Below are 12,405 nucleotides of genomic sequence, written 5' to 3' on the forward strand. Positions count from 1 at the left end.
CATCCTATACTGGGGGATAGGTTAATAAGCGCATCAACAACCGTCAATTGGCGGTTTCGACAGAAACAATTGTTCAAGCACTAATGACAATCAGGTATTGTGTGACGATTACACTGGTAGCAGACTGTCGCAGCGTGGGTTCCCAGTTTAGGGTATGCAGAAGTGTTTATTACAGCTTGAAAATGCGGTCATTAATGCATTCATCCGAACACGTCAAAATCGGATATGTACATTTAGTAGAGGGATATATGACTTCGCCGAATCAACATTGGAACAAGATATTCTCCACCAAGACCGACCCCGAACTCGGTTGGTATGAAAGCGATGCCTCGCAGACGGTAAAATTTCTCGACCTGATTCCGCAGCGCGAAATCTCTGCGGTTTTCCTCGCCGGTGCAGGAACATCCATGCTTGTCGATGAACTTCTGGACAGGGAGCATAAGCTCATACTGAATGATATTAGCGACGAAGCCCTGAATAAGCTGCGAAATAGAATAGGAGTGCATGACAGATTGACATGGCTTCACCATGACATCTCCAAGCCTCTGCCTGATAACACTCCTCAGTCCGACATCTGGATTGATCGAGCCGTTCTTCACTTCCTGCTCGAAGAAGCAGACATTCAGGGGTATTTCTCCAACTTACATTCAGCGATACGCCCTGGAGGATACGCATTGCTGGCAGAGTTCTCGACCACGGGTGCGCCTAAGTGCGCAGGTCTCGAACTGCATCGCTACTCCGTCGAAGAAATGTCAGAACGCATGGGCGCAGGATTTGAACTCGTCAAACATGAAGCCTACACATTCATCAACCCGTTTGGAGACCAACGCCCTTATATCTACGCGCTTTACAAAAAAACATTGCTCGACAAGTTACCCCACTCAGAACATCGGACCGATTAAGTCAGCTTAGCAGTTCAACTGCTTGTCGAAAAACATCACACTTCCACATAATCCAACACTAGCAATTTATTGACAGGTAATGGGGATGCCTACGTATAGTTCGTATCTCATAGAAAGCATTGGGGGAACACATGAATAAAACAAATTTGATTAATCACGTGGCTTCATCAGCAGGCCTTAGCAAATCAGCAGCAGGCGATGCTGTTGAAGCGGCCATTGGCGGCATTATCAATGTGCTGAGCGATGGCGGAACAGTTAGCCTTGTAGGGTTTGGTAGATTTTCTGTGATTGCTCGTGCCGCACGTACAGCACGTAACCCACGCACTGGTGAAACCATTGAAGTAGCTGCATCTAATGCACCAATATTCAAGCCTAGCAAAGCACTGAAAGACGCAGTTAAGCAAGGGCGGGTACGCACGCAAGGATTTTCAGTTTTGTAACAAATCAGGGACATCGACATACATGAATGTAAACTTGGCAACACTCAGGACATGTTCTGTTCCAGCGCCTGCTGGTCCAACTTCAGGGGGAAGAGATAAAAAATTCAGGATATTGAATACTGGATACATAATGCTTACCTGATACATCGAACGCAATTGTGATAAAGTGCCGGCCCGGTTCGTGACTGAGATTATACTGAGTCATATACCAGTCTCCCATCCGCATCATGGGTAAGCGTGGTTCATAACTACCATCGGGGTGTTTTACGTCGGAATAAACCGTCAGGTTCGTGAGCGGTTTGCTGTCCTGAAGGATGCTTACCATCAGGTGATAATTTTTACGGCTATACCCCAGTCCTTCCGGTGCCGGCATGATATGAAAAATGATTTCGTAGCCATCGCGGATACCTTTGCGTGCGGCAAAGAAATCCTTCTTGTGATCCATATGCAGTGTTGTCGCGCTCGATGGCTGAGCTGTTTTCACCGATTCTTCGGTCAGCACGGCACAACCTGTTAGTAATACAGCCGCGCTTAACAGCATAGCATAGATCATTGATCGAATGCCCATGAAAACAATCTCCTTTTTTTAAGACCTATGCACTCTACGGCCATCACAGCAAACAACGCAATAAGTGAGCCTAGCAAGAGAGCAACTGCCGGGCCAAACAGCCACAGCACACTTTCTTCAGCAGCCTGTGGCCCCAACTCCACGGTGCGAAAGCCCATCAGAATCCAGGCAGGTGGATACATCAATGCACCCAGACCGAAGGTCCAACCGAATACTTTTTGCCAACATGATTTCAGAGCCGTAGAGGCCACCAGTATGAGCATGACGATGGCCATGATACCCACCCCCATGAAGTGAATATGACCGCGCAGCAGCCGCTGCATCGCATCCATGGCCAGACTACCGGAATGGCTGTGCTGATGAGCATCAGACGCATGCGATAATTCGTTGTGACTATCCGATGTGGCAGAGTGGGCATGTGGGCTCGCACTTTCCGCATGAGTGTGATCCATATCCAGCTCCTGCATGTGGTGCTGCACTTCAACTGTTTTGATGCTGGCTTCCTGTGCTTCAAAAGCGCCATGCAGCTGCTCATGATGGGTGGCAATGTAAGCCGCCCATAACGTGCCCATAATCAGCGCCAGCACAGCCATGCCCAGACCATGATGCACATGCTGCATGGATTCTCTTAAACCATTCATTCCCATCCCCTTGAATGTTAATAATAGGGGAGGACATAAAGCCCTCCCCCTTCTTGTTCTATAGTGCCAAATCAATACCGGCGATGATTGTATTCAGGGTGCTTTGCTGTCTGACAATGGTTGATCCTGCCATCATATTCATCCCCATCGAGGTCACCAGGTTTTTGCTGTTCGTATAGGTTAGAAATCCTTGTACGTTCTGGGCCACCTGATACAAACCATATACAGTGAAATTCTGGGTTGCTTTTGGCGTGACCGAAGTCAGCGCATTGGCCTGCAACTCGGCCCGGCTATAGTCCCACTTGGCGCCGAGCATTATTCCGTCTTTAACCAGCCACTCACTGGCAACAGTAAAGCCGCGCACATCTAACTTCTGGCCAGTTGCCGCACTTGTATTGCTACCGAATGTGAATGCGCCATACAGCTGCATTGGCTCGCCATAGTTAATCGCAAAGTCCATGCCATAACGGGTAACATCTGTGAACTGCATGGAATTCGCACTGGCCAGACCTGTAACAGGATCCAACGTGCCCATAGCCATATACATCGCAGCGTCTCCGCCCATGGTATCACTTACCCAATTCTTCGCCTTGTAGCCATAGACGCCGATGATGTGGTTATCCATGATCTCCTGTGCGACACGCCCGTAATAAGCGGATCCCCGCTTACCTGCCACTTTAGCATTAATGGCGTTGCCCAGAGCATCGGTAGTACCGTTTTTACCATAGGTGAAGGCCGAAAAATTATACAATGTACCTACGCCGGAATCGCCATTGGTTGTGCCGTGAATACTGATGCCTTCACCCATCATCAACATGGTGCCGCCAGCCATCTGGGCCGCATCTACAGCACCGAACCCGAGTGGACGACGGGACATCATTGTCATGCCGTAGCCGACATCATTCTGCACACGTCCAACACGCACTTTGAACAGATCATTGACGTAGTAGCCCCCCTCCAGCATGCCGATGCCATTCTGGTTGGCATCCATCCACCAGAAAGCGTTGTCATACGACCCAGATGAAATCAAGCCTAACTCACCAAAGCCCACTTTGTTATTGGTCGACCATTCACCAGCCTGGAGGCCATTCTGAACGCCTTTGGTGAAGCGGGTCGCCTGATCCAGCATACCGAAGCGGTGCCCTGGCATAACAGGCTGACCGGCTGCATCTGTTATTGGCCCGGCACCGGAGAACAGAATCTGCGAACGTACGGTGAACGGGAAGTTGCTGGCGAATACCGCCGCCGGAGATTCAGCTCCTGTATCCACATTCTTGCCCGGGCCACCCTGCATATCCAAGTCTTCTTTCCCCTCCGCAAAGCGGAAGCCGCGCTCACGGAAGGCAACACCCATCTTGCTCAGTTTGGGGAACATCGTATGGCAAGAATTGCAGGACAGGCCGTATTTACGTGCAAATACGGGGATGGCATCAGCATCTTTCGCAAAGAATGCGAGCGAACCCACAAGGGTGAAAGCGCCGACGACCGTAGTCATCATTATTTTTTTCATTGATAATACCCTCCATTGTTTTATCTACTCGCACAAAAAGAGCGAACAACGTTTAAAGAGAAAGTTTGCTGCCAGCTCTAAAACCACTTGCGAAAAAACATGAAAGACCTGTTTTTTTTATAGATAACAGCATGTTATGATGATAATTTCCGACACGGCGGCATCCGGCCATTCCCATATTCGAGAATCTGACGAATAGCCATTCCTGAAAACGGGAGATGCGGGAGCACATTTTCGGTTGCCCTGTAGTCGGCTGCCGGAGCCGGGGAAAAACTAAGGCAGCAGATGGTGGCACCATGGAAACGGGAATTTATTTAGGCTCCGGACTAGCAGGCACGCGCTAGAATTCGTACCCCAGCGCCAGACGGACTATATCCTGACTGACATTGGTGAGGCCTATTGCGCCGCCGAACTTCACCGAAATATCATTGCCAACATCCAGCATTATATTAGGTGCCAGATAGTGCTGGGTGACGCTGGGATCGAGCGTGAATCCCTTGTCGCTGTCACCGGTACCGCCGAACAGTTCGAGCCCGAACATCACCCGCGGATCGAACCTGTAATTCAAGCCGAGTGCGTATCCGAACGCCGTCACACCGGTATCGAGATCGCTTTCGTTCAGCCAGTTGAAGGAGAGGTCCAAGCCATCGACCAACTCGCCGCCCAAGATCAGGCGGCTTTCGAACACCCTTTCGCGCGGTCTGGCCTTGACCCGTGGCGTCGCATCCTCGCGGCCGGACATCTCCATCACATAGCGGGTGTCCGACGAAAGATCCTCATACTCCAGATAAATCACCGGATTGAGAAATGTGCCGTAGTCGAAAAGCCGATACCGATTCTCCCACCTGAAGCCGGTGAAGCGATAGGCGTTTGCACCGGTCTTCTGCCCCTCGACCATGAATGCGGTGGCGAGCCGGTCGGTGATGCCGAGTTCTAATTCCACCATCTGCGCCGCATAACGCTTGCCGTCCGGGTTCTGTGCGATATCATTCATGAGCATAAGCTCCCTTTCTCCGGCCTCAGGGGTATGGTGGGTGTATAATACGAAGTTAGCGCCGTCCCCGGCTCGTGCACAGAAAGGGAACATCGATATTACGACGAGAAATGCAATCAAACTGTAAAGTGATCTTGAATAATACATGAGTAAATCCTCCTGGTTTATGATAATGATTATCACTATCTGCACCACAGGAAAAGCAAATGTTATACCAAGCAGGAATTGGCTTTATATCGAGGAAAATAGGCCGTTTCCTCCCCAATTCCGGGAATAAATGGTAGCGGCGCTCCCGTGCGTGGGAATTAGGGTTTGTCCTGCACAGCGTGCAGTTAGACAGGAACGGACGTCATCTTGCGATTTGCAAGATTAGTAAGATAGATAGTATACCGAAGCTCGTAGAGCGTCGTTGAATGATGCTCGATGCATCTATCCCAGCCACTTCGACTGTTGCTTGGTTTTGTCGTTTTTTCACACCTGTTACGGAAGACTCGTCAACATCAGTACTGATACCAAAAATATTTGGCAGTCCATCTCAACCTCCTGTCTCCCTCCGCAGGAACAAAAGTGATGTCAACATAGTACTGAACTTCGGGAGTTTACTCCTCCAGTTTGCGATACAAGGTAGACAAGCCAATGCCTAACCGGCTTGCGGCCATGATTTTATCGCCTTCGCAGTCATTGATCACTCGCTCTGCCCACGAGCGCTCGAAACGGCGTATGGCTTCGGCCAGTGTCAGGTCCAAATCATCTTCCAACGATTCATCACCGAATATGAGGACTCGCTCCAGATAGTTTTTCAGCTCCCGGACATTACCCGACCACATCCGTTGCTGAACCTGTTCAGCAACACTCAGGGGCATGTTGTTTACCTGTCGCCCCATTTCAATGGCCAGATCCCTGTAAATGCTTTCAGCCAGCGGCATCAGGTCATCAGGCCGGCTGCGCAGCGGAGGCACTTCAATGGACAGTACTGAAAGGCGATAATAGAGGTCCTGGCGGAATGTCCGGTTTTCGAGCATGTCTTCCAGGGCCACGTTCGTGGCGGCAACAATTCGGCCCTTGAAATGCAAATCACGGGTGCTGCCCAAGGGTCGAAATGTACCATCGTCCAGTACATGCAGTAGTTTGGCCTGTAGATGGAGCGGCATTTCACCTATTTCATCCAGAAACAGCGTGCCTTCGCCCACTTCGTTAAACAGCCCTTTTTTGTTCCCGTCAGCACCGGTAAATGCGCCCTTGTGGTAACCAAACAGTTCGGATTCCAGCAGGTTTTCCGGAATAGAGGCGCAATTAATGCTGACAAAGGGGAGATTGCTGCGCTGACTGCTGGTATGTATCAGCTTGGCCAGCAGCCCCTTGCCGACACCGGTTTCCCCGGTAATCAGCAAAGGAGCATTGGAGCCCGCTGCCTTGGCAGCCAGCTTCCGGATTCGCTGCATCGGTGCGGAATCACCCAGTACCGCCAGCCTGCTTTCAGCAAGCTTCCGCTCCGACTTGCGTTTGACCTGCCCTTTGAGGCTTTGCATCTCTTCCAGGCGCCTCAAGCGGGCAAACAACTCATCGAAACGCAGTGGTTTGGAAACATAATCATAGGCCCCTTCCTGAATAGCCTGAATAGCCACATCACGGCTGCCGAAAGCCGTCATGAAGATAAAGGATGTATCAATTCCGTTGTGCTGGCAGTAACGCAGAATCGTGAAACCGTCGCCATCCGGCAGATTGATGTCGGATAGCACCACCGGTGGCTCTTCAGCCTCAATCATCGCGATACCCTGCTCCACGCTTTCTGCTTCCAGTACATCATAGCCATCACCCGCGAGCATCTGGACAATACCTTCGCGTATACGCCGCTCATCCTCAATAACCAGAATCAGCATGTTCATCACCTTCCTTTGCTACGGGTAGTGTTATTCTGAACGTACAGCCTTCAGGGCTATTGGCGAACAACACCAGATCGCCATCCATCTGTCGAATCAGGTCCCGACTTATAGACAAGCCCAACCCGGTACCATCACCCCTTTGCTTGGTGGAAAACATCGGTGAAAAAACCGCCTCCACGTGGTCCGAATCAATTCCCCTGCCCTGATCGGATACATCCAGCCATATCATTCCGTCCTGACTCTTCGCATTGATACGAACAAGTGCTCCTTCGGGGGATGCATCAATTGCATTGAGCAGCAGGTTTACCAGCACCTGCCTCAGCATATCCTCACTACCAGACACCGAACCAATACCGGGCTGCGGCCTGTACTCCAGATTCACATGCCGGGCTTTTCTGACCAGCCCGACCAGTTGGATCGAGCTACCAACCACGCTTGTCAGGTCGATAGCCTCCAGTACGGCCTGAGACGGCCTGCCGAACTCCAGTATATTGCGGATAATTGCCTCGGTACGCCGCAACTCATCGGAGACAATCTGCAGGTCTGCTTCCGCCTCGCTTGATTTTCCGTTCTTGAGTTTGCGACCGGCCACATCCAGCGACACGGATGCAGCGGCAAGTGGATTGCCGACTTCATGGGCAATATTTGCTGCCATCAAGCCCAGCGCCTGCATCTTTTCCTGATGCGACTGCAGGCTGCGGGCACGAACCAGCGCATTCTGATGTTCCCTGATAGATTCACCCATAGCATTGAGCGCCCGTGACAGGTCTCCCAGTTCATTATTCCCGAATTCAGGGCAATGAACAGTTAGTTCGCCTTCACCTATTTTGGCCACGCTGGAGCGCAACAGGAGCAACGGCCGAATCATGCGTGTATACATATAGACAGTCAGCCCGGCCAGCAGGGCAAACAGCACAAGCAGAGATACGGCAAAGTCCTCACGCAAATCCAGATGCAAACCTTCCACAAGCCGCATGGCATCATTCACGGAATCATCCATATCATGATGTTGCTGCACCAATAAACTGGAAAGATCAGCCAGCTTTTTATCCAGTTCCTGCATCAGGATAGGACCTTCCATATTGCCGGTCGCAAAAGGCAGAGAAAAAATCTTTTCGGCCTGCTCATCGACACCGTGCACAGCACTACGAATATGTGAGACCTCAATCCCCTGGCTGGCAGCATCATCTATTTCCTTGCCTAAATACTGCTGTGATGCCCGGTAAAGATTGCTATATTGATCAGAACCGTTGATCAGAAAATCATGTACAAATGCCGCCTGTTTACGAATGCTCATCTCCAGTTCGTGCAATATATGGCTCTTGTGGTTGACTGATTCCAGGTGCAGTGCCCGGTCATGAATGGTCGAGATATCCCTGAGTTGATGCCAGCCCACAAAAGCCATCATGAAAAACACGGCGAGTAGCCATAATGCCACCACACCGGAGAGACCGCGCAAAAAGTTCATGACTCTATAGCTCACTAGCTCGGACGACTGAGGCGTTCATCTTCACGTGCATCCGCCCGATGTTTCAGCGGACGCCCTTTATCCGGTGTCGGATCCTTGACCTCACCATACGTCTCCCGGCCTTCATGATATGAAGGCAAATACTCTGTGATGGGCAAGCCCTGCTCCGTGAAAAATAACAGGCAGTGGCAATATTTGTAGACCTGCATATCATCACAGGGGCAAATCCATGTGCGGTGCGTCACCTCTTCCCCCTTGTCAGGATAGAAGCGACAGGGGCAGAGCAGTTTGTTCAACTTATCCTTATGCTCAGCCAGTCCCAACTTTACCGACTCGGTCACGGTCGGACCCGGATGGGTGCATGTGCCGGACTTCAGTGTGTAACTGGCGACCAGTCGATCAACTGCATCCAGGCTTTTTTCACTGGGTAACTGCCTCATATCGTTTCTACTCAAACCCATAATTCCAGCGCAAAGTGGTGCATCACCGCTTGCAGGATATCACTGCGTGAAATAATTCCGGCCAGAGTTTTCCCATCCATGATAGGAATCGCTCCGATTTTCTGCTCGACAAAAAGGCGGGCAATATGGCGGGCATCAGTATCAATGGTCGTTGTCAGCACCGGCGCTTTCATGATGGTATGAACCGGAACGACCTGTTTGTCGGTGGAACAATGCATACACACGGAACCGGAGCCACACAGGCAGCGAATGAGATCCCTGTCAGAGAGCAGGCCGACCAGTTGATGATCGTGGTTCAGGACCGGGATATGTCGAAAAGCGCCGTTTTCCAGCATGCTTATTGCATCAGCCACGCTGGAGCCCGCCTGAATCGAGATAACCGGCGAAGTCATGATTTGCCCGGCGCGAAGCAACGGGCTCTCTTTCTCTCCATACGCCAAAGTCTGGTAATGTTGATTCGCAGCGCCGCTGGTACGCTCCCTGTGCTGCTGCTCAGATTGCGTTGTATGCTGTTTGGCGTCGATTGCCAGCTCGGGAGATATAGCAACTGTTTTTGTCACCTTGCCCTGAGCAAAGAGTTTTTCCAGATGGATGGGGTCAGTGATGCCCGGGCCGTATACCGTAAACATAATCTTATCTCCTCAACCATTCTTTTCTAGACAGGCTCTCCGGAAGCATGGTGAATGCCCGCTTTATTTCGGCTTCCAGCGTTCTGCCGTACTTCACTTTCTCCACGTAAAATGCTCATAAACGCCGGACCAGTACATGCCGAAACCAATGGCAAACAACAACTCCTCGACCGGCATAGAAGCCATACTTATACCGGAAAGCGAAGCCAAATTCCATACTCGCTCAATATAACCGGGCGCACTCCACTCCAGGCCGGCAAGAAAGAGCGCGTAATAAAGCAAAAACAACAAGCCGCCAATCCAGCTTTTTCGTTTGATATCAGGACGGCATAGCATGTTGGCCAACGCACCGATAAACATAGCAACAATTGACGGATAGATCGGATTCCACGGCAAAAGATAAAGTATCGGGAAAGAGACAAATGGTGCGGCAAGAGCCGTATAGTGATGCTTGTGAAGTGGTCTGCTCTTCTCAGCCTGTGAAACGGGTTGAGGCGCCTGCTGAGTGATCAGGTTGTAAGCAACAGAAGCAATGCCTCCAATGCCAAAACAAAAAATCAAGCTCTCGATATCAAACCCTGTGCTTGCAGCCAGGTTAAACAAACTGGGAGGGTGCCAGTACTCCGGCACAAACAAAGGCTCACTGAGCCCGAACGGCATGGTAAACAGGCTGGCCCATAACATCGCCCGACGATGCCTTGGAAATAACAGATACACGATCGCCCATGGCACAAGAAACGCACTTGACCACAACAGCCATACATAATGATCTGAAGCGAGATGCCATCCCATCATTGGCTCATCATGGATAACATGCTATTTAGGCACCGAGGCAAAGGCCCCCTCAATGTCAGCAAGTGCAGGAAACCAGTCAATGATCCAGCCGGATACGATGTTAAAGCTGCCGAAGAAGATAAGCAGTCCGACAATGATCAAGAGGACTCCGGAAACCTTCTCAACCATTGCAAGATGATGCTTAAAACGTTGCGACCAGCGCAGGAAAGAATCCGTGGCTAAAGCCGCCAATAAAAACGGGATTGCCAAGCCCAGCGAATAAACTGCCAGCAGGGCAATACCACGTGTCATCTCAGACTGTGCGCCGGCAACGGCCAGAATGGCACCAAGGATAGGGCCAATGCAGGGCGTCCAACCAAAGGCAAAAGCGGCTCCCAGAATCAGAGCGCCCATACCATGCCTGGCATTTACACCGCCTGCCTCAAAACGAGCCTCCATCATCAGCAGCGGGATGCGAATCAAGCCCGCGTAGTGAAGTCCGAATATCACGATGATAGAGCCGGCAATCTTTCCTAGCATCTCCATATGGGCCATCATCCATTGGCCAAGGAGAGTTGCAGATGCGCCAAGAGCGATGAAAATCAGGCTGAAGCCGCCTACAAACCATAAGGACTGCGCCAAAGCATGCCGCCGGACACTTGCAGCCTCATCATCCTGCTGGCGAAGCTCGTTCACGGACACGCCGGAAATATAAGACAAATACGCTGGCACCAGCGGCAACACGCACGGTGATAAAAAAGATAATAATCCGGCTATCAAGGCTCCGGCGAGCGTCACTTCAATCATTCAATCTCCATTTGTTTCGAGTATTATTTAACATAAAATCACACTGTTGTCCGGTTAAGCATTGATGAGGCACATTTGTCGCTGATTTATGGCGAATCGTCGCTTTGGCGGCGGTGGGGAATCAGCCAGCAATTCGAGCAAGTTTCGTCGCTGCATGAGGTTGACGGAAACGAGTCTCGCCAGTTGTTGCATGGATCGGCTTGCAGGCAGGATCCTTCTTGCCATGTGCAGCAGCAGATAGGCGATCATGGCAATGATAATCTGGATTTTGACAGCGTTCTCGGATGTGCCGATGAAGCGTTTGATCTTCAGGTTCTGTTTAATCCACCTGAAGAACAGTTCAATTTGCCAGCGCTGTTTGTACAGGGCTGCGATGGCTCCGGCGGAGCGCTTCAGGTCATTGGTGATAAAGACAAGCTTCTTGCCATCTTCCTCATGCACGAAGCAGATGCGGCGCAGGATGGTCGGACATTCCTTCCTGCCTTTGGCCGATGACAGACGGATATGCTGGTCTTCCAATACACCGTCATCTGATACAGGGAGCGTTGCCACTACCTCGAATTCCGCGTTGCGCTTCATGCGGCTGACGAAGCGGATATCCCTTTGTGTCAGGTCATGGAACCATGCGTAATCGTTGTAGGCCCTGTCGAACACATAAGTGGCGCCGGGCAACAGGGGCATGTGCTCCGCAGCCTTCTTGTCATGCTTTTTGGCTGCGGTGATGGAAAAGAAGGTGGGAACCTGCGCATCAGGGTCATACACCGTATGCACCTTCACGCCCGATTTGCCGGTGCGGAAGCTCGCCCATTCAAACTGATGCTTGCACAGGTCAATCGTCGTGGAGTCAATCAGCCGAACGGCATCCTTGCGGTGGATGCCCTTGCCGCGAAACTGATGCAAAAGCCAGTAAAACAGCTCCAGATACATGCCCGCAGAGCGCTTCACATTGGCATCAGCAAGCGTGGAACGCCTCACCGAGCCTGCTCCCAGGTGATAGTGCCTGCTGGCGTGACTTTCCCATGCCGAAACCACATCCCGCAGAGACTGCCGGGAGCAAAGCTGCGCATAGAGCATGACGCAAAACTGCGTCCAGCAGGACAAACTGCGGATACGCCTGTCACCATCATAACGCCTGACAACCTCCTCAAAACGGTGACGCGGAATCACTCTGAGCAATTGATGAAAAACCGTGTTAGCATGCTTCATGGTCTGAATTCTCCGGGGCGTAGATTTGCTGTCTCAATCACAATAAATCTACCATATCCCTTGGGAATTCAGACCTTTTTTTATCCCTCCGGATTCCTTAACCGGACAGCCGTGATAAAATC

The 12,405-nt window shown here is 51.1% G+C and carries 13 protein-coding genes; 2 read left to right on the plus strand and 11 right to left on the minus strand.

The window, feature by feature from the left end:
- Positions 1-248 precede the first annotated feature (248 nt).
- Positions 249-902 carry a class I SAM-dependent methyltransferase gene (locus SPV1_RS03010; protein ID WP_009849623.1) on the plus strand — a complete coding sequence of 218 codons (654 nt, stop codon included), beginning with the start codon at positions 249-251 and terminating at the stop codon, positions 900-902.
- Between the two features lie 131 nt (positions 903-1,033).
- A complete protein-coding gene (locus tag SPV1_RS03015; protein WP_009849624.1) occupies positions 1,034-1,342 on the plus strand; it encodes an HU family DNA-binding protein in 309 nt (102 codons plus the stop codon).
- Between the two features lie 82 nt (positions 1,343-1,424).
- Here the strand turns inward: SPV1_RS03015 and SPV1_RS03020 are convergent, their stop codons facing one another.
- The 11 genes from SPV1_RS03020 to SPV1_RS03075 form a co-directional block, all read right to left on the minus strand.
- Positions 1,425-1,910: a hypothetical protein gene (locus tag SPV1_RS03020; RefSeq protein ID WP_196795095.1), complete on the minus strand. Its 486-nt coding sequence runs from the start codon at positions 1,908-1,910 to the stop codon at positions 1,425-1,427.
- Positions 1,892-2,551: a hypothetical protein gene (locus tag SPV1_RS03025; protein WP_040881428.1), complete on the minus strand. Its 660-nt coding sequence runs from the start codon at positions 2,549-2,551 to the stop codon at positions 1,892-1,894. Before SPV1_RS03025 ends, SPV1_RS03020 begins: the two co-directional genes overlap by 19 nt.
- Positions 2,552-2,609: 58 nt before the next feature.
- Positions 2,610-4,061 (minus strand): hypothetical protein, encoded by a 1,452-nt coding sequence (locus tag SPV1_RS14470; RefSeq protein WP_009849627.1) that lies wholly within the window; start codon positions 4,059-4,061, stop codon positions 2,610-2,612.
- 340 nt (positions 4,062-4,401) lie between these two features.
- Positions 4,402-5,055: a hypothetical protein gene (locus tag SPV1_RS03040; RefSeq protein ID WP_155806616.1), complete on the minus strand. Its 654-nt coding sequence runs from the start codon at positions 5,053-5,055 to the stop codon at positions 4,402-4,404.
- Positions 5,056-5,654: 599 nt separating this feature from the next.
- Positions 5,655-6,935, minus strand: coding sequence for a sigma-54-dependent transcriptional regulator (locus SPV1_RS03045; protein ID WP_050754703.1), 1,281 nt, complete (start codon positions 6,933-6,935; stop codon positions 5,655-5,657).
- The gene (locus SPV1_RS03050; RefSeq protein WP_009849630.1) at positions 6,916-8,406 is read right to left on the minus strand and encodes a sensor histidine kinase; all 1,491 of its coding nucleotides are present in this window, start codon (positions 8,404-8,406) and stop codon (positions 6,916-6,918) included. The genes SPV1_RS03045 and SPV1_RS03050 overlap by 20 nt, the downstream gene beginning before the upstream one ends.
- A 14-nt stretch (positions 8,407-8,420) precedes the next feature.
- Positions 8,421-8,846 carry a ferredoxin-thioredoxin reductase catalytic domain-containing protein gene (locus tag SPV1_RS03055; protein WP_009849631.1) on the minus strand — a complete coding sequence of 142 codons (426 nt, stop codon included), beginning with the start codon at positions 8,844-8,846 and terminating at the stop codon, positions 8,421-8,423.
- 11 nt (positions 8,847-8,857) lie between these two features.
- Complete coding sequence (locus SPV1_RS03060; protein WP_009849632.1) at positions 8,858-9,496, minus strand: CBS domain-containing protein; 639 nt, start codon at positions 9,494-9,496, stop codon at positions 8,858-8,860.
- Positions 9,497-9,589: 93 nt separating this feature from the next.
- Positions 9,590-10,291 (minus strand): lycopene cyclase domain-containing protein, encoded by a 702-nt coding sequence (locus SPV1_RS03065; RefSeq protein WP_196795096.1) that lies wholly within the window; start codon positions 10,289-10,291, stop codon positions 9,590-9,592.
- 21 nt (positions 10,292-10,312) lie between these two features.
- Positions 10,313-11,077, minus strand: a complete 765-nt coding sequence (locus SPV1_RS03070) for a cytochrome c biogenesis CcdA family protein (RefSeq protein ID WP_009849634.1) — start codon at positions 11,075-11,077, stop codon at positions 10,313-10,315.
- Positions 11,078-11,131: 54 nt separating this feature from the next.
- Positions 11,132-12,283 (minus strand): IS4 family transposase, encoded by a 1,152-nt coding sequence (locus SPV1_RS03075; RefSeq protein ID WP_009849287.1) that lies wholly within the window; start codon positions 12,281-12,283, stop codon positions 11,132-11,134.
- Between the last annotated feature and the right edge of the window lie 122 nt (positions 12,284-12,405).

The organism is Mariprofundus ferrooxydans PV-1 (genome assembly GCF_000153765.1).
Taxonomy (GTDB): domain Bacteria; phylum Pseudomonadota; class Zetaproteobacteria; order Mariprofundales; family Mariprofundaceae; genus Mariprofundus; species Mariprofundus ferrooxydans.

Coding starts and splice junctions, on each gene's coding strand:
- SPV1_RS03075 (WP_009849287.1), bottom strand. CDS start 12,283: ATGAAGCATGCTAACACGGTTTTTCATCAATTGCTCAGAGTGATTCCG.
- SPV1_RS03015 (WP_009849624.1), top strand. CDS start 1,034: ATGAATAAAACAAATTTGATTAATCACGTGGCTTCATCAGCAGGCCTT.
- SPV1_RS03065 (WP_196795096.1), bottom strand. CDS start 10,291: ATGATGGGATGGCATCTCGCTTCAGATCATTATGTATGGCTGTTGTGG.
- SPV1_RS03045 (WP_050754703.1), bottom strand. CDS start 6,935: ATGCTGATTCTGGTTATTGAGGATGAGCGGCGTATACGCGAAGGTATT.
- SPV1_RS03050 (WP_009849630.1), bottom strand. CDS start 8,406: ATGAACTTTTTGCGCGGTCTCTCCGGTGTGGTGGCATTATGGCTACTC.
- SPV1_RS03020 (WP_196795095.1), bottom strand. CDS start 1,910: ATGGGCATTCGATCAATGATCTATGCTATGCTGTTAAGCGCGGCTGTA.
- SPV1_RS03070 (WP_009849634.1), bottom strand. CDS start 11,077: ATGATTGAAGTGACGCTCGCCGGAGCCTTGATAGCCGGATTATTATCT.
- SPV1_RS03025 (WP_040881428.1), bottom strand. CDS start 2,551: ATGAATGGTTTAAGAGAATCCATGCAGCATGTGCATCATGGTCTGGGC.
- SPV1_RS14470 (WP_009849627.1), bottom strand. CDS start 4,061: ATGAAAAAAATAATGATGACTACGGTCGTCGGCGCTTTCACCCTTGTG.
- SPV1_RS03010 (WP_009849623.1), top strand. CDS start 249: ATGACTTCGCCGAATCAACATTGGAACAAGATATTCTCCACCAAGACC.
- SPV1_RS03060 (WP_009849632.1), bottom strand. CDS start 9,496: ATGTTTACGGTATACGGCCCGGGCATCACTGACCCCATCCATCTGGAA.
- SPV1_RS03055 (WP_009849631.1), bottom strand. CDS start 8,846: ATGAGGCAGTTACCCAGTGAAAAAAGCCTGGATGCAGTTGATCGACTG.
- SPV1_RS03040 (WP_155806616.1), bottom strand. CDS start 5,055: ATGAATGATATCGCACAGAACCCGGACGGCAAGCGTTATGCGGCGCAG.